This window comes from Haloarcula limicola, assembly GCF_010119205.1.
GTDB classification, from domain to species: domain Archaea; phylum Halobacteriota; class Halobacteria; order Halobacteriales; family Haloarculaceae; genus Haloarcula; species Haloarcula limicola.
This window is the reverse complement of the sequence record NZ_WRXM01000003.1, coordinates 29829-50850: the sequence shown is the minus strand read 5'-3', so window position 1 is coordinate 50850 and position 21022 is coordinate 29829. Positions and strand designations below refer to the sequence as shown.

Here is a 21022-nt window from a genome sequence, read left to right as displayed (position 1 = left end):
CGTCAGTAATCGTATTTCGTCTCGTACCCGCGCGGGGTCACCATGCGGTCGTCCCAGACGTACGTGTCCTCGTTGCCGACCAGCAGCGTCGTCGTCATGTCCACGAGGTCGGTCTCGCCCAGCTCGGGCAGGTCGCCGAGTTCGACGATCTCGACGCGCTCGTCCTCGCGGCCGGCGGCGTGGACGACGCCGACCGGCGTCTCGGGGTCGCGGTGTTCCAGCAGGATCTCGCAGCACTTCGCGTAGTTGTCCCGTCGCTTGCGGCTCCAGGGGTTGTAGACGCTGATGGTGAATCCCTCCTTGGCCGCGGCGTGGAGCCGCGACTCGATGGTCGGCATGTCCGTGAGGTGGTCCGACAGCGAGATCGAGACGGTGTCGTTGACCAGCGGCGCGCCGACGCGGGCCGCGCACGACTGGGCTGCCGGGACGCCCGGAACCACGTCGAAGTCGAGCATCGACGCGGTCGCGCCCTTCGACTCGACGATCTCGAGGGCGAGCCCGGCCAGCGCGTAGACGTTCGGGTCGCCGCTGCCGATGATGGCGACGCTGTTGCCCGCGAGCGCCCGATCGATGGCCTCCTCGGTGCGGGAGACCTCGCCGCACATCGGCGTGTCGTATATGTCCTCGGCCCCCTCGACGATCTCGTCGGGGAGCAGTTCGACGTAGGTGGTGTAGCCGACGATGTGCTCGGCGTCGGAAAGCGCCGAGCGGGCCTTCGCGGTCATCCCCTCGGGCTGGCCCGGGCCGAGTCCGACGGCGACGAGTCGACCGGGGTCCGCGTCGAAGTCGTCGACGGTGGCCCCGACTTCCTCCTCGTCGGACCGGTCGTCGGTCGCACCACAGGACCCGGTGCTCGAAGAGGGGGACGAAGCCGAGGCCCCGCACTTCGACTCGGATTCGGTACTCGCGTCGTCGGTCGCGCCGCCGCAGTTCGATTCGCTCCCTGTGCTCGCGTCAGTAGTGTCGTCCGTGCTCATGATTCAGAAATCCTCCACGTCACGCCCGCCGCGCGGGGTGACGAGAAACTCGCGGTAGTCGTTCTTCCAGACATCGGTCTCGTGGGTGCCGACGACGATGGACGAGCCCATGCCGCCGACCTCCTCGCTGTGCTCGGGCAGCTCGCCGAGCGTCGTGATTGTCTCCGTCTCGTCGTCGAGATTCCGGCCGGCCGCGCCGCGGCCGGCGTCGTTGACGATGGCGGCGGGCGCGTCGTCGGTCCGCTCCTCGCGCAACACCGCGACCGCCCGTTCGTAGTCGCGCCAGCAGTTGTACAGCACGACGACGAAGCCGCTGACGGCCGCCGCTCGGAGCTTCTCCTCGATTTCCTCCCAGCCGCGCCACTTATCGGACAGCGAGATCGTACAGAAGTCGTTCGACAGCGGCGCGCCGAGGTTCGCCGCGCCCGAGAGCGCGGCGGTGACGCCGGGGACGATCTCGATGGGGACGTCGGCGGCGTCCTCGGCGTCGGCCATCGTGAACAGCAGGTCCGACTTCCCGTAGACGTTCGGGTCGCCGCCGGAGACGTGCGCCACGTCTTCCCCGGCGCGGACTCGCTCGAACGCCTCGCGGGCGAGTTCGACCTGCTTGCCCATCGAGGAGCGGACGAGCGTCTGTCGCGCGCCGTCGGGTCGCTCCAGAACGGTCCCCACCTCGCCGGCGATCTCGCCGTCGTCGTCCGCGCCCTCGACGGCGGCCGATTCCGGCGGGAGCGTCCCGTCTTTCCGCAGGAACTCCTGATATAGGTTCGACGCGATGACGGTGTCGGCGCGTCGGATGACCTCGCCCGCCCGCTGGGTCATGTCGTGGGGGAGTCCAGGGCCGATGCCGACGACGTACAGCGTCCCGTAGTCGGCTCGCTCGCCCGTCGCGTCCGCGGTCGAGGCCGTTTCGCCGTCGTCGTTCGCTCGACTCATCGGCCGACCGCCACCGTCACGGCCTCGTCGTAGCGCGCCTTCTCGGCCAGTAGCTCGTGCTCCCGGCCGCCGGCGATGGCCGACGACTCCGCGACGCCCGGCCAGCCGATGAGCTCCTTCGAGCGCGAGGGCGAGGGGCCTTCGAACTCCGTCAGCGTCTCCTTCTCGAAGGCGACGACGCCGAGTCCCCACTCCTCGGCGGCTTCGAGCATCCCCGCCTCGTCGGCTTTTCTGGTGCCCGTCGCGACGAACTCGACGTCCTCGCGGTCGCAGTCGGCCGCGTCGAGCGCGCTGTCCCACGCGGCGTGGAACTGCTCGACGTCCGTGCCTGCGACGCTGCCGCAGCCGAGGACGACGCCGTCGTCCCCGTTGCGCTTGAGCACGCTCACGTCGTCGTCGACGAGCACCGCTCTCGGCCCGTCGAGTCGCTCCACGGGGCCGAGTTCGTCGTCGAGCACCGCGAGGTTCGTGGCGACCGTCGAGTCCCCGTTGACGACGTGGGCGTCGAGCGCCTTCGCCTGCTTCTCGACGCCCCGCTTGCCGGCCGCCTCGCTGGCGGTGGTCATCGCCGGCACCGCGCCCATCCTCGCCAGGTCGTCGGCGACCTGATTCGCGCCGTGGTGGCCGCCGGTGATGGGGATCGCCCACGTCAGCTCCTCGTCGACGACGCAGATGGCGGGGTCGTCCCACTTGTCGTCGAGCAGATGGGCGGTCTTGCGCATGGCGATGCCGCTGGCCATCAACCCCACGAAACAGTCGTACTCGCCCCAGTGCTCCTCGAAGACGTCGCCGTGGTACGCCAGGATCTCGACCGACTCGTAGCGGTCGCCGATGCCGTCGACGATCTCCTCTGCGGTGTCCATCTTCCGCTCGAAGGCGACGATGGCGATGTCATCGGCCACCTCGCCGTCCGAGTCGGGCGCTTTGCAACTGTTCGAACCGGAGTCTGTGTCGTTGTCCGTGCTCATGGTGATCTCCCGGCCGGAGACTCGTCCGCGCGTGACTGCCGGCCGGTCAGCCGCGCGGGTCCGTCGCGTTGATTCGGCTGTTGCCCCGAGTCCACCGTCGTCCCCGGTTGCTGTCGGCGCGCGCTGGCGCGCTCGGATGGCGCGCTAACGCTGTGCGAGGGATGCGCAGCACAGCGAGTCCAACGAGCGAGCAGCGCAATCGGTTGGGGAGGCGTGTGGTTCGCGGTGGAACGCGGTGCTGCAGGGTGGACCGAAAGGGGCCGGGCGCTGGCGGATGCACGACGACGAAAGCACGCGAGCGACGCGAGCGCGCGCAGCGAGGCACGCGACGCCAGCGCCCGGGGGCTTTCTGGCGGTTCGCAGTCGCATCCGAAACGTCGAGAACGCTTGCGGACCATCCTAGTCGTCGGCCTCCCCCGTCGAATCAGCGGACTCGTCCGAGGAGCGGTTCGCCCACTCGCCGTAGAGGAACGAGCGCTCGTACTCCTCGCCGCCGACCGCGTCGCCGATGACGACCATCGCCGAGGCGCGATAGCCGGCCGCTTCCAGTTTCTCACCGATGGTCTCGATCGTCCCCTCGACGACGTCCTCGTCGGGCCACGAGGCGTGATACACCGCGGCCACGGGCGTCTCGGGGTCGTGACCATCGTCCAGCAGGCGGTCCATCGTCTCGCTCACGGCGTGAGTCCCGAGATAGATGCACGTCGTCACGTCGCCCATCCCGACGAACTCCGAGATGTGGTCCTCGTCTTCGTCCAGCGTCTTCCCCTGCGGACGGGTGAAGGCGACGTGGTTGGCGACCTCGTTCAGCGTCAGTTGGGTTCTGAGAGTGGCGCTGGCGGCGAACGCCGAGGTGACGCCGGGGACGATGTAGGTGGGGACGCCCTCGTGTTCCAGCGCGTCCATCTGTTCGAGCGCCGCGCCGTAGATGGCCGGGTCGCCGCTGTGCAGGCGGACGACCGTCTCGCCGCGCTCGTAAGCGTCCCGCATCAGCGGGATCAGTTCTTCGAGGTCCTTGCCGATGGAGGAGACCGTCTCGGCGTCCACGCAGTACTCCGCCAGCAGTTCGCTGTTGACCAGCGACCCGGCGTGGACGACGAGGTCGGCGTCGGCGAGCAGTTCCCGACCGGCGACGGTCAGCAGGCGCGGGTCGCCCGGTCCAGCGCCGACGAAGGGGATGCCCTCCCGTTCGTCGCCGGCGCTGTGTTCGTACACCCGTTCGTCCTGGTCGTTCGTCACGGCGTCGATGGCCGTCTGCGGGTCCGTCTCGGCGTCGCCGCTCATCGCCGCACCTCGTCGCCGCAAAGCGCGCTCTCGGAGCGCTCCTGTCGGGCGATATCCGATTCGCCCCCGTCGGGACGCCGTCCCGTCGAGGCCCGCCTCGGTCCCGTCGTCTCGCCCCCGTCGGAGACGACGCCGTTCTCGTCGGCCGATTCGAGGAAGGCGTCGGTGGCCTGTTCGACGCGGGCTTCGGGCCGCTCCGCGTACGCCAGCGTGTAGTAATCCCGCTCGTCGATCCCGGTCGGGTCGTCGGTGACGAGCGTCTCGCCCTGCTCCATGAACAGGCGGCGGCCGTAGACGACGTCGTAGCCGGCCTCGACCAGCCCCTCGTGGGTCGCCGGCGCGTCGGTCACCTTGAATAGCACCATCCGGTCGGGACCGGTCGGCGAGATACCGCCGTCGGCCTCCCGCAGCGCGAGACTCGACCCGGCGGTGATCTCGACGCCCAGCGCGGTCGCGAAGGCCGTCACGGCGCTGACGCCGGGGACGACTTCGAGTTCGACGTCGGGATGGAACGCCGCCATCGTCCGCCGGAGGTGGCCGAACGTCGAGTAGACGTTCGGGTCGCCGAGCGTGACGAACGCAGCGGTGCCGTCGCGGGCGGTCGGCGCTATCTCCGCCGCCGCCGCTTTCCACGCTGACCGGAGCTTCTCGGCGTCGCGCGTCATCGGAAAATCGAGGTCGCCGATGCGGGCTTCGGGGACGTGCTCGGTGGCGACCGACCGCGAGAGCCGTCCGGGGGAGTAGACCACGTCCGCGTCTTCCAGGACTCGCCGTCCGCGAACCGTCATCAGGTCCGACTGACCCGGGCCGAGACCGACGCCGTACAGCGTCATCGACTCCCCCCGTCCGTCGCGCGCGCGGTGGACCCGACCAGCATGTACACCGGGTTCTGCGAGTCGAAGCTCGTGGCCCCGGCGAGTTCGTACCCGTGGCTCACCTGGAACTGGACGACCTCGTCGAGCAGGTCCCGTTCGCGGAACGCCGTCGTCGCCTCGCCGGCGACTTCGAGGCGGGAGACGTTCATCACGACCCGGTTCACGCCGGTCTCGACCGCGTGGTCCAGAACGCCCTCGTAGTTCCGACTGCCGCCGAGAAACAGGGCGTCGGCGTCGTCGGGTAGCCCGTCCGGCGCTTCCGCCTCGCGGAGGGTCACGTCCGCGTCGGTGTCGTTCGCTTCCAGGTTTCTCTCGGTGACCTGCAGTCGTTCGGCCTTGCGTTCGAGCGCGGTGACTCGGCTGACCCGGCGCGCCGCCTCGACGGTGACGGCACCCGTACAGGAACCGACCTCGACGAAGTGGTCGGTCGGTCCGAGGGCGAGTTTGCCGAGGAGGACCGCCCTGACTTCCGACTTCGTCGGGCCGGCCTTCGCGTCGTGTGGGAGCGAGACGTCTGCCATCGACTTGAACAACTCACTTGGGCCGTAAAACAATTTTGGTTGTATTACACCAAATTCATCTTCCCTTCAGCCGGAGAGCGGGCTCTGTAGCCAACCTGAAGCGTGCTAAGAAAAAGTTACTTGAGTTTCGGTGTGAATACGAGGGTATGACCGAGGGAACGGACGAGTCCGAGGAGTTCGGAGTACTCCGGAGCAAGCGCAACGCCACGCGATACCAGATCCTGGTGGAGATCGCCGAGCGACAGCCCGCCGTGAGTCAGCAGGAGATCGCGGACGCCATCGGCGTCACCTCACAGGCGGTGAGCGACTATCTCCAGGACCTCAGCGCGCAGGGATACGTCACCAAACACGGTCGGGGGCGATACGAAGTCACCAAAGAGGGCGTCAACTGGCTGATCTCACAGACCGACGAGCTCCGACGCTTCGTCGAACACGTCTCCGAGGACGTCATCGGACAGGTGGAGATAGAGACCGTCGTCGCCGCGACGGACATCGCCGAAGGGGACCTGGTCTCCCTGACGATGCGGGACGGGGTACTCCGGGCGGTTCCGGGGGACTCGGGAAGTGCAACTGCAGTTGCGGTGACGGACGCGTCCGCCGGGACGGACCTCGGAGTCACGGACGTCACGGGCGTCGTCGAATACGAGCGCGGCGCGGTGACGGTCGTCTCGATACCGATGGTGCAAAACGGGGGGAGTTCGGTGGTCGATTCCCGGCGAATCGAGGAGTTAGCCGGGGAGTACGCGGCGGTCGCGACAGCGGGCGTCGAAGCCGTCGTTGCCGCACAAACGGCGGGGGTCGAAGCGGACATCCGATTCGGAAGCGCCGCGGCAGTGCGAGAAGCCGCTACCAAGGGAGTCGACGTCCTCCTGCTGGCTGCGGCCGACCAGGTAGCCGCCCACGCGGACAGCCTGAACCAGCACAACATCAACTACGAAGTCATCGACGCCGCCGAGACGTAGGGACGGCTCACCGAGCCGAATCGGCCGCTCGCGTACGCTCACGCGGCGTCCGATCGTCCCGGTGCGAGTCGGCGCTATCGCCCAGCGACCGCGGAGTTGACTGACCAGTCAGTAAGCCTTTTGACTGACCGGTCAGTAAGTTCGGGCAAGAGATGGAAACGGACACGCGAAACGAGATCATGCGGGCGACCCGCCGCGCCCTCTGTACGCACGGCTACGCCGAGCTGACGATTCAGCGGATAGCGGACGAATCCTCGCTCTCGACGGCCGCGATTCACTATCACTTCGATACGAAGGAAGGGCTGTTGCGGGCGTTTCTGGGCGAGACGTTGGACGGGTTCGAGGGGAAGTTGGCCGCTCGCGCGAGCGACCCGCGCGAGCGCCTCGAGACGTTCCTGAACGTCGTCTTCTCACCGCCGCAGGACGACGACGGCGAGTTCGCCGTCGCGCTCATGGAACTCAAGGCACAGGCCCCCTTCCACGAGGCGTACCGCGACCGTCTCGTCGAGATGGACGAACTGATGCGCGGCGTCGTCGCCGACGCCGTCCGCGACGGTATCGAGAGCGATCACTTCCGCGATGCCGACCCGGAGACGGTCGCGCGGCTCGTCGTCACCGCCATCAACGCCACGCACGCGCGGCAGGTCGCGCTGGGCGAAGACCCCGAGGAGACCCGCCGGCTCATCGAAGCCGACCTGCGGGAGCGACTCGGGTGGTCGCCGGAGGTGGCGGCGTGAGCCTCTTCAAGGGGCAGGACGAGTTAGACCTGACCGAGGGCGGCATCGTCAAGCCGCTCCTGTTCCTGTCGCTGCCCATCGTCGTGACGAACCTGATGCAGACGGCGTACAACCTCGCGGACACGTTCTGGCTCGGCCAGTACTCGACCGAGGCGCTCGCGGCCGTCTCCTTCGCCTTCCCGATGGTGTTCCTGCTCATCTCGCTGGGGATGGGCCTGTCGGTGGCCGGCAGCGTCCTCGTCGCCCAGCACACCGGTGCGGACGAGACCGAGGAGGCGGAGTACGCCGCCTCGCAGACGGTGACGTTCGCCTTTCTCGCCTCGGCGCTGTTGGGTGGGCTCGGCTACCTCGTCGTCAGACCGTTCCTCTCGTTCCTCGGTGCGTCGCCGGACGTGCTTCCGGGTGCGACGGCCTACATGGAGGTCGTCGCGCTGGGGCTTCCGTTCATGTTCGGCTTCTTCGTGTTCATCTCGCTGATGCGCGGCGCGGGCGACACGCTGACCCCCATGTTCGTCATGTTCGGGACCGTCGTGGTCAACGTCGTCCTCGACCCGTTCCTCATCAACGGCTGGACGCTCCTCGAGAACGCTCCGGTGGTCGGCACCGTCGCCTTCCCCGAGATGGGCATCCAGGGGGCGGCCATCGCCACCGTCTTCTCGCGCAGTCTGGCGATGGTCGTCGGCGTCGCCATCATGCTCTCGGGGAGTCGCGGGATTCAGATCCATCTCCGAGATATGGCGCCCGACACGCAGTACCTGCGGCGGATCCTGGAGATCGGTATCCCGGCGAGCGTCGAGGGGACCGGCCGCGCGCTCTCGATCAACGCCCTGTTGCTCGTCGTGGGGCTGTTCTCCACCTCCGTCGTCGCCGCGTTCGGTATCGGCACCCGCGTCTTCTCTGTCGTCTTCCTGCCCGCCATCGCCGTCGCCCGCGGGGTGGAGACGATGACCGGTCAGAACATCGGCGCCGGGAAGTACGACCGTGCGGCGACGGCGAACTACGTCGCCGCGAAGTTCCTGTTCGCCGTCCTCGGCGCGGCCGGCGTCCTCGTCTTCCTCGTCCCCGAACCCATCGTCGCCGCGTTCACTAACGACGCCGCCGTCCTGGCCCACGGGACGACCTTCCTCCGCTACGTCGCGCTCTCCTTCGGCTTCATCGGCATCATGCGCGCGTTCTCCGGCGGCTTCCGCGGTGCGGGCAAGACGCTGTACGCGGCGGCTATTTCCGTGCTCACGCTCGCCGTCATACGGCTCCCGATCGCGTGGGTCGCCTCCCGCGGCGTGGTACCGACGGACCTCTGGTTCCTCTCCCGGCCCGACCCGCGCGGCATCTGGTTCGCGTTCTTCGTCTCGAACGTCGTCGGCGCGCTCGTCGCGTGGGCGTGGTTCAGCCGCGAGACGTGGCGCGGCGGGGACGTACGTGACGCGCCGGGCCCCAGCGGCTTCGACGCGGAAGACGGCGAGACCGCGGCTTCCGGCGACTGAGGGCGAGAAGCGCGATCGGAGCGATAGGGCGGTTCCAAGTAGCCGGCTGATACCGTCGTTCGGTGTCGAGAAGGGCCCTCGAAGTGTCGTTCTTCGCCAGATAGGAGTGGAACACTCGAAATAGATTCGTATCTCGGATTGTGATTTTATTTGTCCGATTATATAGACAATCCCCCGATATCCGATATTATATAGAGCGGTCTTAGCGTTAGTCGTGCTGACCGAACTACCGGGCGAACGGAAGAACGGAGAAGCGGAAAAACGCCGGAGAAACGGCGAGCTACGGCGACGGCTCAGTAGTTGAGGTAGACCGTCTTCGAGAGGGTGTAGAAGTCCAGTCCCGCGTCGCCCTGCTCGCGGTAGGTCTCGCTGGAGGAGTCCTTCATGCCGCCGAAGGGCACGTGCAGTTCGAGACCGGTCGTCTTCTCGTTCACTTTGACGACGCCGGACTCGGAGTCCTCGACGAAGTTGTGCGCCTCCGAGAGGTCCTGCGTGACGATGCTGGCCGAGAGGCCGTAGCGGACGCCGTTCGAGACCTCCAGCGCCTCGTCGTAGCTACTGACCGGGATGACCGACAGCACCGGCCCGAAGATCTCCTCCTGGGCGATTCGCATGTCCGGTTCCACGTCGGAGAACACCGCCGGGGAGACGAAGAAGCCGTCGCCGGCGTCGACTTCCTCGCCGCCGGTCTCCAGCGTCGCGCCTTCGTTGCTGCCGATGTCGATGTATTCGAGCGTCCCGTCGAGTTCGCTCTCGCTGACGTGCGGCCCCATGTCGGCCCCGTCGAGTCCGGGGCCGATGTCGATGGACTCGGCGGCCTCGACGACGCCCTCGACGAACTCGTCGTAGAGGTCCTCGTGGACGATGGCCCGCGAGCAGGCGGTACAGGCCTGGCCCGTGACGCCGAACGCGCCCGAGGCCGCGATGTCGACGGCCTCGTCCACGTCCGCGCTGTCCATGACGACGACGGGGTTCTTCCCGCCCATCTCCAGTTGGACGCGCTTGCCCGTCTCGTTGGCCTGGTCGCCGACGGTCTCGCCGACGGCCGAGCTCCCGGTGAAGGAGACGGCGTCGACCTCCTCGTGGGTGGAGAGCGTCGCCCCGACGGAGCTGCCGGGACCGGTCACGAAGTTGAGCGCGCCGTCGGGGAGGCCGGCCTCGTCGAGACACTCGACGAGTTTCCGGGCGACGTTCGGCGCGAGCGAGGCGGGCTTGAAGGCGATAGTCGTCCCAGTCGCCAGCGCGGGGGCGATCTTCCACGCCGGGATGGCGATGGGGTAGTTCCACGGCGTGATGAGGCCGGCGACGCCGATGGGCTCGTTCTTCGTGTACAGCGTCGTGTCCTGACTGCTGGAGGACTTGACGTCTCCGCCGATGTCGCTGGCCTTCGCGCCGTAGTACGAGAAGATATCGATGGCGCGCTGGACCTCGCCGGCCGCCTCGGGGCGGGCCTTCCCCTCCTCGCGGACGAGCGTCTCGGTCAGTTCGTCCTTGCGCGCTTCGAGGTTCTTCGAGGCCTCGCGCAGAATGGCTCCGCGCTCCGGGCCGGGCGTGTTCGCCCACTCGTCGGTCGCCGCGGCCGCGGCCTCGACGGCCGCTTCGGCGTCCGCCTCGCTGGACTGCTGGAACTCGCCGATGACGTCGCTCCGGTCGGCCGGGTTCCTGTTCTCGAAGGTCTCCCCGGTCTCCGATTCTACCCACTCGCCGTCTACGTAGTTGTGGTATGTCTCGCTCATCGTTTGATGGGATGGGGTCCCCCTACGAGAAAGTTTTGGTGACGGCCGAATCACCGGAACCGACAAGAGCCTCCGGCGTGCAGTACCACGGTATGCGATACTACTGCACAGTCGAGGACGGGAAGCGGCGGCTCGTCGCTCGGGAGGGCGACGACGCGTACGATCTGACCGCCGCCCGCCCGAGCGTAACCGCCTTCGACGACCTGGCGCACGTCGCGGACGTGGCGAGCGAGACGGTGGACGAAGTGGCCCACCGACTCGTCGCGGAGGCGGCGTCGGTTCCGGTCCCCGACGAGACCGACGCGGCGATGCCGCTCGACGTGGACGAAGTGTGGGCCGCCGGCGTCACCTACGAGATCAGCGAACAGGCCCGCGAGGCCGAGAGCGGGATGCCCGAGATGTACCTGGACGTCTACGAGGCCGACCGCCCGGAGATCTTCTTCAAGGCGACGCCCTCTCGCGTCGTCGGCCCCGACGAAGCCGTCGGCGTCCGCGGCGATTCGAAGTGGGACGTCCCCGAGCCGGAACTGGGCATCGTTCTCCACGACGGCGACATCGTCGGCTACACCGTCGGCAACGACGTGAGCAGTCGCTCCATCGAGGGCGAGAACCCGCTCTATCTCCCGCAGGCGAAGGTGTACGACAGGGCGTGTTCGCTCGGCCCCTGCGTCGCCACGCCCGACGCGGTCGGCGACCCCCACGACTTAGAGATGACGATGACCATCGACCGAGACGGTGAGCGGCTGTACGAGGAGGGGACCTCGACCGGCGAGATGGTCCGGACCTGCGAGGAGCTCGTCTCCTACCTCACGAGACACAACACCGTTCCGGAGACGACGGTGTTGCTGACCGGCACGTCGCTCGTCCCCGAGGAGGGGTTCACGCTCGAAGCGGGCGACCGGGTCGACATCGACATCGAGCGCGTCGGCCGCCTCTCGAACCCGGTGACGACCGTCTGAATTGGTACACTTTCGCGACGGTACCGTCCGAGTTGTCGAGACGGGCGTTCAGTATTGTGCAACTCATCGCTCGGGGACCGGTACCGTTACGGGCCGTCGCTAACGGCCGTCTCGCCGTCCCACTCGACGTTCGCTGCCGTTTTACGCCCGCGAGAGTCGAGATGCTGGGGTTTGAACGAGTTACTGTGGCTGAACGGGTCGCCGCTCGCTCGGCTCACCGCGAGCGAACGCGAGCAGGAACTTCCGACCGGGTACGGCCACTCACTCGGCCGTTGCGGCGTGAAATTCGAACCGCGTCCGTTCGCCGACCGTCGAGCCGCCCACTACCGATTCGACGCGGAGCGTGACGGGCTTGGTCCGTCCGCAGCCGTCGTTGACGACTTCCTCCCACTCGTCGCCGGACTCGACGGGTCCCGTTTTGGAGCGACGGAGGTACAGTTCGAACGTCTCGCCCCGGAGCGCGGAAGCGATGGCGTCGTCGTCGGGCGCATAGCGGAGCCGGACGCGTTCGGCGTCGGACATATCGGTACGTGGGTCGCCGAGTAGATAAAAAGCGCGTCCCGAGAGCGCGATCGGCCGTTTCGTCATGTGGAACGAACCGTCGCGTCGACGGCGGCGGTTCACCAGGACGTGATAGTCACGTCGCGCAGCGGCCGGTCCAGCGGAATCGACACCTGACCGCCGGTGTAGTGGGAGATGTAGAAGCCGGCGATGATCTCGAGTGAGCGCGTGGCCTCCTCGCCCGTCGATGGGTTCGCCATCTCGCCGTCTAGCACCGAGACGATATCCGACGCGGCGTTGGCGAAGGCGTCGCGGTAGTCCTCGTCCCAGGTCCACGCGCCCTCGATGCCGGGCAGCGGTTCCTCGACGTGGTCGCCGTCTTCGAGCCGCCAGTAGCGCCACTCGCCGTCGTCGTTGTTCAGGTAGAGTTTCCCCTCGCTCCCGATGAAGTTCAGCGTCATCGAGGACTCAGCGCGGGGGATCGTGCAGTCGATGGTCACGAAGGCGCCGTCGTCCATCACGACGAACCCGCCGCCGCCCGCGTCGTCGACGCGCTCGGCCGCTTGCAGGGAGTCGACCGCCTCGTTCTCGCCGGTGATGTACCCCGAGACCTGCGCCGCTCTGTCGTCCAAGAGGTAGACGAGCGTATCGAGCAGGTGCGTCGAGTTGCGAAGTAACTCCATGCGGAACTGCGTAGCCACCGACTGCACCTCGCCGATGATTTCGTCCTCGCGAACGAGCTCTCGGAGCCGACGGAGTTTGCTCGTGAAGCGAAACGAGTGGTTGACGAGCAGTTCGGTCTCCGTCTCCGCACAGGTCTCGACCATCGTCTCCGCGTCGCTGACCGAGGAGGCGATAGGTTTCTCACACCAGACCAGCGCCGGGTCGGCTGCCGACCGGGCGGCGTCGACGACGTGGTCCGCGTGGAGATACGACGGCGTACACACCGAGACCACGTCGAGGTCCTCGGCGTCGAGCATGGCCGCGTGACCGACGTACCGACCCGATTCGGGGATGTCCCACGCCTCGCCGAAGCGGTCGAGTTTCTCCTCGTCCACGTCGGCCACCGCGACCAGTTCGACGCCGTCGGCCGCGTCGTAACCGCCCGCGTGACTCGCTCGAACCTTCTTCTGTCCGATCTCGTCCTCGTCGTGCATTCCGAGGATGCCCATTCCGGCGATACCGCCCGTTCCGATGATACCGGCGCTGTAGGTCATGTCAGCTCACTCGTACGTGTGGACGCTCCCGGTCTGGTTGTCCTCGATGTAGTCCCAGTCGTACTCGACGCCCAGTCCCGGACCGTCGGGAACCGACACCATCCCGTCGCTATCGACGGTGTCGAGCATGTCGGAGTAGTCGCCCTCGTAGACCGGCGGTTGCGTGTTGGGACAGTCGGGGTGGACCAGCGCGAGCTCGTAGTAGTTGGTGTTGCGGATGGCCGCGATACACTGTCGCTGGGCGGGGCCGGGCGCGTGGAACTCCACGTCCAGGCCGAAACCCTCCGCGACCTTCGCGCGCTTCATCGCGCCGGTGATGCCGCCGTCGTACTCGGGGTCCGCCCGCAGGAAGTCCGTCGCTTCGTTGGCGATGAAGTCCGTCGCCGGCTCCAGTCCGCGGACGTGCTCGGTCTGGAGGATGGGCGTATCGAGCGCCTGGCGGAGCTTCCGGTGGCCGTGCTGGGAGACGCCGCCGTCCCGGTAGGGGTCCTCGTACCAGAAGAAGCCGACCTCGTCGAGCGCCCGCCCGAGTTTGAGCGCGTCGGCGAACGTCTCCAGCTCGCAGGCCGGGTCGTGCATCAGGTCCATCTCCTCGCCCACCCGGTCGCCGACGGCGTGGACCGCGTCGATCTCCCGGTCGAGGTCGCGCGAGCCCTCGCTGCCGCCCCAGCCGTGGATCTTGAACGCCTGATACCCCATCTCCCGGCACTCCTCGGCGAAGTCTGCGAACGCCTCGGGCGTGTCGAGGCCGCCGTTCTCGTCGCCGTGGTACGTCGAGGCGTACGCCGGAAACTCAGTCTGGTACGTCCCCAGAAGCTCGTGGATCGCGGCGTCGTGGTACTTGCCGGCGAAGTCCCAGAGCGCGATGTCGATGGGGCCGATCCCCATCCGGTCGTACTTCCGGAGCGCGCGTTTCATCTCGCTCCAGTGGCGCTCTCGTTCGAGCGGGTTCTTCCCGAGGAGGTAGTCGGCGAACATGTTGACCTGCGCCGCGCCGGGGGAGTTCCCGCCGACGTACTCGCCGGTGATGCCGGTGTCCGTCTCGACCTTGAGCGCGAACAGTTTTCGCTCGGTCACCGAACCGGGTTCGTAGACGAGGTTGAACCCGTGTTGGTCGGTCCCCACGTCCTCGATGGGGTAGGAAAACTCTACGGACTCGATGCTGGTGATCTCCGGAGCCATACGGATACCATGAGACACCAGCGCAATAAACGTGTGTGCTCCCCGGCGGTGTTGCCGAGAGCGGGGGACAGTTCCGGACGGCCCGCGGGTCACCGGAGGATTCTTCATCGCACGGCGAGACGAATATGCTATGGTAGGGCATACCGAATACGACTACAGCGGCGAGTCCGCGATCGTCACCGGCTCTACGAAGGGCATCGGTCGCGGTATCGCCGCGGGGCTGGCCGAGGCAGACGCGAACGTCGTCGTCAACGCCCGGGACGAGGCCGAAGTCGAAGCCGTCGCCGAGGAATTGGGCGAAGCGGGGGCGGGCGAGGTCGTCGGCGTCGCCGCGGACGTGGGCGACCCGAAGAGCGTCGAACGCCTCGTCGAACGCGCTATCGACACCTTCGGCGAGATAGACCTGCTCGTGAACAACGCCGCCGTCTGGCCCGACGAACCGTCGCTCGTCGACGCCCCGCTGGGGGACTGGGACGCGACGATGGACGTCAACGTCCGCGCGCAGTACTACGCGTCGAAGCTCGTCGCCGCCCACATGATAGAGCGCGGCATCGAGGGGAGCATCGTCAATCACACCAGTCAGGCCGGCGACCGGCGCACCGGCCCGTTCGGCTTCTACGGCATCTCGAAGACGTCGATCAACGGCCTGACCTGGCGGATGGCACAGGAACTCGCCGAACACGGCATCCGGATGAACGCGATCTCGACGGACGTGACCGAGACGGCCCAGACCCGCCACGAGGCCGAGATGGAAGCGAAGGAGCACCCGGAGAAGACGGCCGAGGAGATACTGCGCGAACGCGGCGAGAAGCGGCCCATCGGCCGCCTTGGTCAGCCCTCGGACCTCGCCGACGCGGTGCTGTTCCTCGCCAGCGACAGGGCCTCGTACGTCGTCGGCGACATCCTCAGAGTCAGCGGCGGGGGGAACCTGGAGTGAGTCCATGCGATTCGTAGACACGCACACCCACACGTGGGGAGCCGACACCGAGGAGCTGCCGTGGCCCGCCGAGATCCTGCCGCCGGGGTGGGACGGGGCGTACACCGCTCGCGACTTGATCGCCGACATGGACGCCGCCGGCGTCGAGGAGAGCGTCATGGTCACGACGCCGATGTACGGCCGCGGGGTCCGCGCCAACGAGTACGCGATGCGCGCCATCGAGGCCTACCCCGACCGGCTGTGGGGCGTCGGCCTCATGGACTTCTATGGGGACGACCCGGAGGCGGTGCGGGCCGACCTCCGCCGCGTCGTCGGCCACGACCGGATGCTCGGCGTCCGAATGCACGCCTGCCTGCGCTACGAGGAACACTCCACGGAACTCGACCGAACGGCGGACTGGATCCTGGACGACGAACTCGAACCGGTCTGGGAGGAGGCGGCAGCGCAGGACACTTCGATATTCGTCTTCCCGAAGGCGGAGCAACTGTCGATGATCGAGACGCTGGCGGGGCGCTACCCCGACGTGCAACTCGTCGTCGACCACATGGCGTTTCCCGACGAGACCACCGACCCCGACGCGGAGCCGTGGACCGACTTCGAATCGCTCGCGGACCACGAGAACGTCGCGGTCAAGGTGAGTTCGCTCCCGCGGTCCAGCGAGTCGGGGTGGCCCTACGAGGACCTCTGGGACTACGTCCGCCATCTCGCCGACTGGTTCGGCGCCGAGCGGCTCATGCTCGGCTCCGACTACCCGTGGATGGACGACTGGGCCGATTACGAAGAATGTCTCTCGTGGGTCGAGGAGGTCCCGTTCCTCTCCGCGCGGGACTACTCGTATCTCGCTCATCGAACGTTCGAATCGGTTCACGAGTCCTGACGGCGACGGGCGGCGTCTGCGGGTGCAGCGCTCACCCACAGCGATTTACCTCGGCGCGTTGATACGCTGTTATGGCGGCGACTATCGACCGAATCGAAACGACCGAGTTCAGCTATCCGCTCGAAGACGTGGGAACGCCGCCCGGCGGGTTCGACGTCGTCTACGACCCCGGGAACGCGATGGATCGGAGCCTCTTCGCCGTCCGGGTCGAGGTGAGCGACGGGCTGGTCGGCGAGTACGTCGGGAGTAACTCGCCGGGGACGGCCCAGATAAATATGATCGCCGATTACCTCGTCGGCAGAGACCCGCTTCGGCGGGAACGCCACTGGAGCGAGATGAAACGCGCGCTCCGGAAGTACGATCGGATGGGCATCGGTCCCATCGACATCGCGCTCTGGGACTTCGCCGGCAAGTACCACGACGCGCCGATTCACGAACTGCTCGGGAGCTACCGCGAGCGGTTGCCGACCTACGCCTCGACGTATCAGGGCGACCGGAGCGGCGGGCTCGACTCGCCGGCGGCGTACGCCGACTTCGCCGAGGAGTGTCTGGAACGTGGATATCCCGGGTACAAAGTACACGGCTGGGACGGCGACTGGCGCGACCCCGACCTGCTGGAAGCGACCGTTCGCGCCGTCGGCGACCGGGTGGGCGAGGAGATGGACCTGATGGTCGACCCGGCCTGTGACCTCGATACGTGGGCCGAAGCATTACAGGTCGGTCGGGCCTGCGACGACTACGGCTATCTCTGGTACGAGGACCCGTACCGCGACGGCGGAATCTCTCAGCACGGCCACCGGAAGTTACGACAGGCGCTGGACACGCCGATCCTCCAGACCGAACACGTCCGCGGGCTCGAACCGCATACGGATTTCGTCGCCGCGGAAGCCACCGACTTCGTCCGCGCCGATCCAGAGTACGACGGGGGCATCACGGGCGCGATGAAGATCGCGAGCGCCGCCGAGGGGTTCGGCCTCGACGTGGAGTTCCACGCGCCCGGCCCCGCCCAGCGGCAGTGTCTGGCCGCCGCGCGAAACGCGAACTACTACGAGATGGCGCTCGTTCACCCCGACGCCCCGAACACGACGCCGCCGGTGTACGCGGGCGACTACCGCGATTCGCTGGACGCGATAGACGACGACGGCACGGTGCCGGTTCCAGACGGCCCGGGGCTGGGCGTCGAGTACGACTGGGACTACATCGAGGACAACCGACTCGGCACTCGGGAGTACCAGTAGCGCCGCCGAGTGCCGCGCTTCCCGAGCGACGAGCGCCGCCCAAAACAATTAATTGAGACAGCGGTGAATCGGACGCATGGCACTCGAACGAATCCTGTTGTCGGTCGGACCGGACGACTGGGACTCCCTCGACGGCCTCGTCGACGCCGCCGCGGACATCGCCGAGCCGGCGGGCGCGACGGTGTACGTCCTGTACGTGTTCCCGCGCGACGAGTACGACGACCTGCTGGACCAGATGGGCGTCGACCAGACCAGCGGCGGCCTCTCGCCGGACGAGGTCGCGGAGCGCCACGACAGCGTGCGCGTCCCCGCGGACCGATTCGAGGACCGGGGCATCGACTTCGAGATCCGCGGCGTCGCCGGCGGACAGCCCTCGGACCAGGTCGTCCGCAAAGTCGACGAGTTTGACGCGGACGTGGTCGTCGTCAGCGGGACGAAGCGGTCGCCGGCGGGGAAGGCGATGTTCGGCGACCACGCCCAGCAGGTGCTGTTGAACGCGCCGGTTCCGGTCCTGTACGTCAAGCAGGAGTAGCGGGGAGTCCCACTCAGACGTCGGCGGGCCGTTCGCCCCGTTCCTCGTCGGGCATGCCGCCGACCATCCGACTGACGATGTCGTCCCGGTCCGCGGTCGGGCCGTCGATGACGCCCGCGCTGTGGCCCTGATGGAGGATATGGATGCGGTCTGCCGCCCGCTGGACATAATCTAGGTTGTGCGAGATGAGGATTATCGAGATGCCCTGGTTCTGCATCTGCGAGATGAGTTCGAGGACGCGCTCGGCCCCCTCGACGGAGAGGGCGCTCGTCGGTTCGTCCATGATGACGATCTTCGGGTCCGAGAGCAGCGTCCGCGAGATGCTCACCAGCTGCCGCTCGCCGCCCGAGAGGTTCGCGACCTTCTCGTCTACGTCGACGCGGATCTCCAAGTCCTCTAAGAGTTCGCGGGCGCGTTCGCGCATCGCGCGCTTGTCGAGGACGCCCAACATCGTGTTCGGCCCCGTGACTTCCTCGCGTCCCAGGAAGATGTTCTGCGCGACGGTGAGGTTCCCCGCGACCGCGAGGTCCTGAAACGTCGTCTCGATGCCCAGTTCCTTCGCCTGTCGCGGATTCCGTATCTCGACGACCTCGCCGTCCACGCGGATCGTCCCCGAGTCCGGTCTGAGCGCGCCGGCCAGACACTTGATGAGCGTCGACTTCCCGGCCCCGTTGTCGCCCGCCAGCGCGAGCACCTCGTTCCGCCGGAGTTCGAACGTCACGTCCCGCAGCGCGACCACTTCGCCGAAGGTCTTGGTGATTCCCTCCATCTCGACGATGTGGTCCGCGTCGCTCTGAGTGGGCTGCGTCATGTGCGGTACGTGTTCACGTACCAGTAAAAGCGTTCGGTCTAGCCGTCTCCGGGGAACGAGGCGCATCGGCCCATGTTGAGAGTTCACAACCCCCAAAGATATAATATCTCGCCGTCGAAACGAACCTCGCATGTCGCAATCGGTAGCCGACGTCTCGCCCTTTCGGGACCGACTGACGATCAGCGCCATCAGTCAGTACGGGCCGATCATCGGGCTCGTGGGGTTGTACGTGGCGTTCGCGCTCCTGAACGACCGATTTCTCACGGTCGGCAACCAGGTGAACGTCCTCCAGCAAGTGTCGATAATCGGAATCATGGCCATCGGCGTGACGTTTCCCATCCTCTGTGCCGAGATCGACCTGAGCATCGCGCAGGTGATGGAAGTCTCGGGACTGACCATCGCGACGCTCGCGGTCGGCGCGCGGCTCTTTGAGGGGTTCGCCGTCCCGGTGCCGCTCGCCATCCTCGCCGGACTGGCCCTCGGCGCGGCGTTCGGGACCGTCTCGGGATACGTCACCGCCCGCTTCGGCGTCCCCTCCTTCATGACGACGCTGGCGATGCTCTTCCTCGCGGACGGCTTCGGCCTCATCGTCTCCAACAACCGTCCCATCATCGGCCTGCCGGAGTCGATAACGGCCATCGGCGGCTCCAGCGTCTTCGGCTTCCCGAGCATCGTCCTCGTCTTCCTCTCCCTGCTCGTCGTCTCGCAGTTGATACTCTCCTACACGAAGTTCGGCCTCTACATCTACGCCGTCGGCGGCGACCGCACCGCCGCCGAGCGCATGGGTATCAACGTCATGGCGGTCCGGATGGGCACGCTCGTCATCTCGGGCATCTTCGCGGCCATCGCCGGGCTGGTGACGCTCGGTCGCCTCGGCAGCGCCGTCCCAACGATGGGCGCGAGCCTCTTGCTCCCGCCCATCGCCGCGGTCATCCTCGGCGGTGCCAACCTCTTCGGCGGGTCGGGCAACATGGTCGGGACGCTCATCGGCGTCCTCATCCTCGGTGTCCTCGGGAACGGGTTGAACCTCATGGGCGTCGACCCCTCCGGGCGACTGGTCGCACAGGGCATCGTCCTGATGCTCGCCGTCCTCGCGAACGTCGTCGGGCAGGACTGAGAATCGATAACTGAGAAATACGTCGTATTTACCGATACTTCTTTTAATCGACGGCGCGAAACACGCTAGCGTATGTCACGAGACATCCGTAGACGGACGTTCATCCGCAGCGGCGCGATCGCCGGAACAGCCCTGCTCGCCGGGTGCGGTGGTGACGGCGGCGACGGCGGTGATGGCGGCGATGGAACCGCCGGTGACGGCGGTACCGAAACGACCGGCGACGGCGGTGACGGTGGTACCGGGACCACCGAGGGGACCGAAGAGGGGACGACCGGCGGTGGGTCCACACCGACCGTCGCGCTCTCGGTGCCGTCGCTCGAGTTCACGTTCTTCGCGCGGATGGAGAACGCCTTCAACCAGGCCAAGAGCGACGGAATGATATCCAACGAGTCGGCGTTCTACGACGCCGGCAACTCCCAGAGCCAACAGGTCTCGGACGTCGAGGCCGCCATCTCGAACGAGGTTGACTTCCTGATGATCTCGGCGATCACGGCCGAGGGCGTCATCAACGCCATCCGGCAGGCCAACGAGGCGGGCATCCCCGTCGTCGCCATCGACCGCAACGTCGCACAGGGAGAGACGGTCACGTACGTCGCCTCCGACAACGTCCAGCTCGGCCAGCGCTCGACCGAGCTCTGCCTCTCGTTCATGCAGGAGAGCGGCGACGCCGACACTTACAACGTCGTCCAGCTGGAGGGGACCCCGGGCGCGAGCGTGACGAACGAGCGCGGCGAGGGGTTCCAGCAGGCCGTCGACGACAACGACAGCCTGAACCGCCTCGCCAGTCAGACCGGCGAGTTCTCGACGCAGAACGCCCTGAGCGTGATGGAGGACTTCATCACGCAGTACGGCGACGAGATCGACGGCGTGTTCTGCCAGAACGACCTGATGGCCCTCGGCGCGCATCAGGCGCTCAACAACGCCGACATGTCGGTGCCCGTCACCGGCATCGACGGCACCGAGGCGTGGGTACAACTGTTCGCCGACAACCAGTACTACGGCACCATCGCCCAACTCCCCGAGGAGATGGTCAACACGGCCATCGAGAGCGGGAAGGCCCACCTCGCCGGCGAGTCCGTCGAGGACACTATCGTCATCGAGGGGCTGGAGGTCACGCAGGACAACGCCTCGAACTACCTCAGCGAGTACTTCGGCTGACCGCTCGGTCGCC

21 protein-coding genes are annotated in these 21022 nt (G+C 67.2%); 10 read left to right on the top strand and 11 right to left on the bottom strand.

What is annotated here, in order from left to right:
* Nucleotides 1-2: 2 nt before the first annotated feature.
* The 6 genes from cobJ to cbiT all read right to left on the bottom strand — a co-directional run bounded on the left by cobJ (nucleotide 3) and on the right by cbiT (nucleotide 5561).
* Nucleotides 3-977 (bottom strand): precorrin-3B C(17)-methyltransferase, encoded by a 975-nt coding sequence (gene cobJ, locus GO488_RS15255; protein WP_162318712.1) that lies wholly within the window; start codon nucleotides 975-977, stop codon nucleotides 3-5.
* Between the two features lie 3 nt (nucleotides 978-980).
* On the bottom strand, nucleotides 981-1913 hold the full coding sequence (locus GO488_RS15250) for a precorrin-3B C(17)-methyltransferase (RefSeq protein WP_162318711.1): 933 nt from the start codon (nucleotides 1911-1913) through the stop codon (nucleotides 981-983).
* Nucleotides 1910-2881 carry a cobalt-precorrin 5A hydrolase gene (cbiG, locus tag GO488_RS15245; RefSeq protein ID WP_162318710.1) on the bottom strand — a complete coding sequence of 324 codons (972 nt, stop codon included), beginning with the start codon at nucleotides 2879-2881 and terminating at the stop codon, nucleotides 1910-1912. Before cbiG ends, GO488_RS15250 begins: the two co-directional genes overlap by 4 nt.
* A gap of 399 nt (nucleotides 2882-3280) precedes the next feature.
* Entirely contained in the window at nucleotides 3281-4165 is an 885-nt protein-coding gene (locus GO488_RS15240) for a cobalt-precorrin-4/precorrin-4 C(11)-methyltransferase (protein WP_162318709.1), read from the bottom strand.
* The gene (locus GO488_RS15235; RefSeq protein WP_162318708.1) at nucleotides 4162-4998 is read right to left on the bottom strand and encodes a cobalt-factor II C(20)-methyltransferase; all 837 of its coding nucleotides are present in this window, start codon (nucleotides 4996-4998) and stop codon (nucleotides 4162-4164) included. Before GO488_RS15235 ends, GO488_RS15240 begins: the two co-directional genes overlap by 4 nt.
* The gene (gene cbiT, locus GO488_RS15230) at nucleotides 4995-5561 is read right to left on the bottom strand and encodes a precorrin-6Y C5,15-methyltransferase (decarboxylating) subunit CbiT (RefSeq protein WP_162318707.1); all 567 of its coding nucleotides are present in this window, start codon (nucleotides 5559-5561) and stop codon (nucleotides 4995-4997) included. The genes GO488_RS15235 and cbiT overlap by 4 nt, the downstream gene beginning before the upstream one ends.
* Before the next feature lie 146 nt (nucleotides 5562-5707).
* Here cbiT and GO488_RS15225 point away from each other — a divergent pair, with 146 nt between their 5' ends.
* The 3 genes from GO488_RS15225 (at nucleotide 5708) to GO488_RS15215 (ending at nucleotide 8744) form a co-directional block, all read left to right on the top strand.
* Entirely contained in the window at nucleotides 5708-6523 is an 816-nt protein-coding gene (locus tag GO488_RS15225; RefSeq protein WP_162318706.1) for a DUF7839 domain-containing protein, read from the top strand.
* Nucleotides 6524-6675: 152 nt separating this feature from the next.
* The gene (locus GO488_RS15220) at nucleotides 6676-7260 is read left to right on the top strand and encodes a TetR/AcrR family transcriptional regulator (protein WP_162318705.1); all 585 of its coding nucleotides are present in this window, start codon (nucleotides 6676-6678) and stop codon (nucleotides 7258-7260) included.
* Nucleotides 7257-8744, top strand: a complete 1488-nt coding sequence (locus GO488_RS15215; RefSeq protein WP_162318704.1) for an MATE family efflux transporter — start codon at nucleotides 7257-7259, stop codon at nucleotides 8742-8744. Before GO488_RS15220 ends, GO488_RS15215 begins: the two co-directional genes overlap by 4 nt.
* A 293-nt stretch (nucleotides 8745-9037) precedes the next feature.
* Here GO488_RS15215 and xacF read toward each other — a convergent pair whose 3' ends face one another.
* The gene (gene xacF / locus GO488_RS15210; protein ID WP_162318703.1) at nucleotides 9038-10480 is read right to left on the bottom strand and encodes a 2,5-dioxovalerate dehydrogenase; all 1443 of its coding nucleotides are present in this window, start codon (nucleotides 10478-10480) and stop codon (nucleotides 9038-9040) included.
* A 92-nt stretch (nucleotides 10481-10572) separates the two neighbouring features.
* Between xacF and GO488_RS15205 the strand changes: the two genes are divergently transcribed.
* Nucleotides 10573-11439 (top strand): fumarylacetoacetate hydrolase family protein, encoded by an 867-nt coding sequence (locus GO488_RS15205; RefSeq protein WP_162318702.1) that lies wholly within the window; start codon nucleotides 10573-10575, stop codon nucleotides 11437-11439.
* 261 nt (nucleotides 11440-11700) lie between these two features.
* Here GO488_RS15205 and GO488_RS15200 read toward each other — a convergent pair whose 3' ends face one another.
* The 3 genes from GO488_RS15200 to GO488_RS15190 form a co-directional block, all read right to left on the bottom strand.
* Nucleotides 11701-11961: a DUF7968 family protein gene (locus GO488_RS15200; protein WP_162318701.1), complete on the bottom strand. Its 261-nt coding sequence runs from the start codon at nucleotides 11959-11961 to the stop codon at nucleotides 11701-11703.
* Nucleotides 11962-12059: 98 nt separating this feature from the next.
* Nucleotides 12060-13157 carry a Gfo/Idh/MocA family protein gene (locus GO488_RS15195; RefSeq protein ID WP_162318700.1) on the bottom strand — a complete coding sequence of 366 codons (1098 nt, stop codon included), beginning with the start codon at nucleotides 13155-13157 and terminating at the stop codon, nucleotides 12060-12062.
* Nucleotides 13158-13163: 6 nt separating this feature from the next.
* Nucleotides 13164-14339, bottom strand: a complete 1176-nt coding sequence (locus GO488_RS15190; protein WP_162318699.1) for a mandelate racemase family protein — start codon at nucleotides 14337-14339, stop codon at nucleotides 13164-13166.
* Between the two features lie 130 nt (nucleotides 14340-14469).
* Between GO488_RS15190 and GO488_RS15185 the strand changes: the two genes are divergently transcribed.
* The 4 genes from GO488_RS15185 to GO488_RS15170 all read left to right on the top strand — a co-directional run bounded on the left by GO488_RS15185 (nucleotide 14470) and on the right by GO488_RS15170 (nucleotide 17923).
* The gene (locus GO488_RS15185) at nucleotides 14470-15276 is read left to right on the top strand and encodes an SDR family NAD(P)-dependent oxidoreductase (protein WP_162318698.1); all 807 of its coding nucleotides are present in this window, start codon (nucleotides 14470-14472) and stop codon (nucleotides 15274-15276) included.
* Nucleotides 15277-15280: 4 nt separating this feature from the next.
* Nucleotides 15281-16153 carry an amidohydrolase family protein gene (locus GO488_RS15180; protein WP_162318697.1) on the top strand — a complete coding sequence of 291 codons (873 nt, stop codon included), beginning with the start codon at nucleotides 15281-15283 and terminating at the stop codon, nucleotides 16151-16153.
* Nucleotides 16154-16224: 71 nt separating this feature from the next.
* The gene (locus tag GO488_RS15175; protein WP_162318696.1) at nucleotides 16225-17391 is read left to right on the top strand and encodes an enolase C-terminal domain-like protein; all 1167 of its coding nucleotides are present in this window, start codon (nucleotides 16225-16227) and stop codon (nucleotides 17389-17391) included.
* A 76-nt stretch (nucleotides 17392-17467) separates the two neighbouring features.
* Nucleotides 17468-17923, top strand: coding sequence for a universal stress protein (locus GO488_RS15170; protein ID WP_162318695.1), 456 nt, complete (start codon nucleotides 17468-17470; stop codon nucleotides 17921-17923).
* 13 nt (nucleotides 17924-17936) lie between these two features.
* Here GO488_RS15170 and GO488_RS15165 read toward each other — a convergent pair whose 3' ends face one another.
* Nucleotides 17937-18734, bottom strand: a complete 798-nt coding sequence (locus GO488_RS15165; RefSeq protein ID WP_162318694.1) for an ATP-binding cassette domain-containing protein — start codon at nucleotides 18732-18734, stop codon at nucleotides 17937-17939.
* A 130-nt stretch (nucleotides 18735-18864) separates the two neighbouring features.
* Between GO488_RS15165 and GO488_RS15160 the strand changes: the two genes are divergently transcribed.
* Nucleotides 18865-19851 (top strand): ABC transporter permease, encoded by a 987-nt coding sequence (locus GO488_RS15160; protein ID WP_162318693.1) that lies wholly within the window; start codon nucleotides 18865-18867, stop codon nucleotides 19849-19851.
* Nucleotides 19852-19923: 72 nt separating this feature from the next.
* Complete coding sequence (locus tag GO488_RS15155; protein ID WP_162318692.1) at nucleotides 19924-21009, top strand: substrate-binding domain-containing protein; 1086 nt, start codon at nucleotides 19924-19926, stop codon at nucleotides 21007-21009.
* Nucleotides 21010-21022 lie beyond the last annotated feature (13 nt).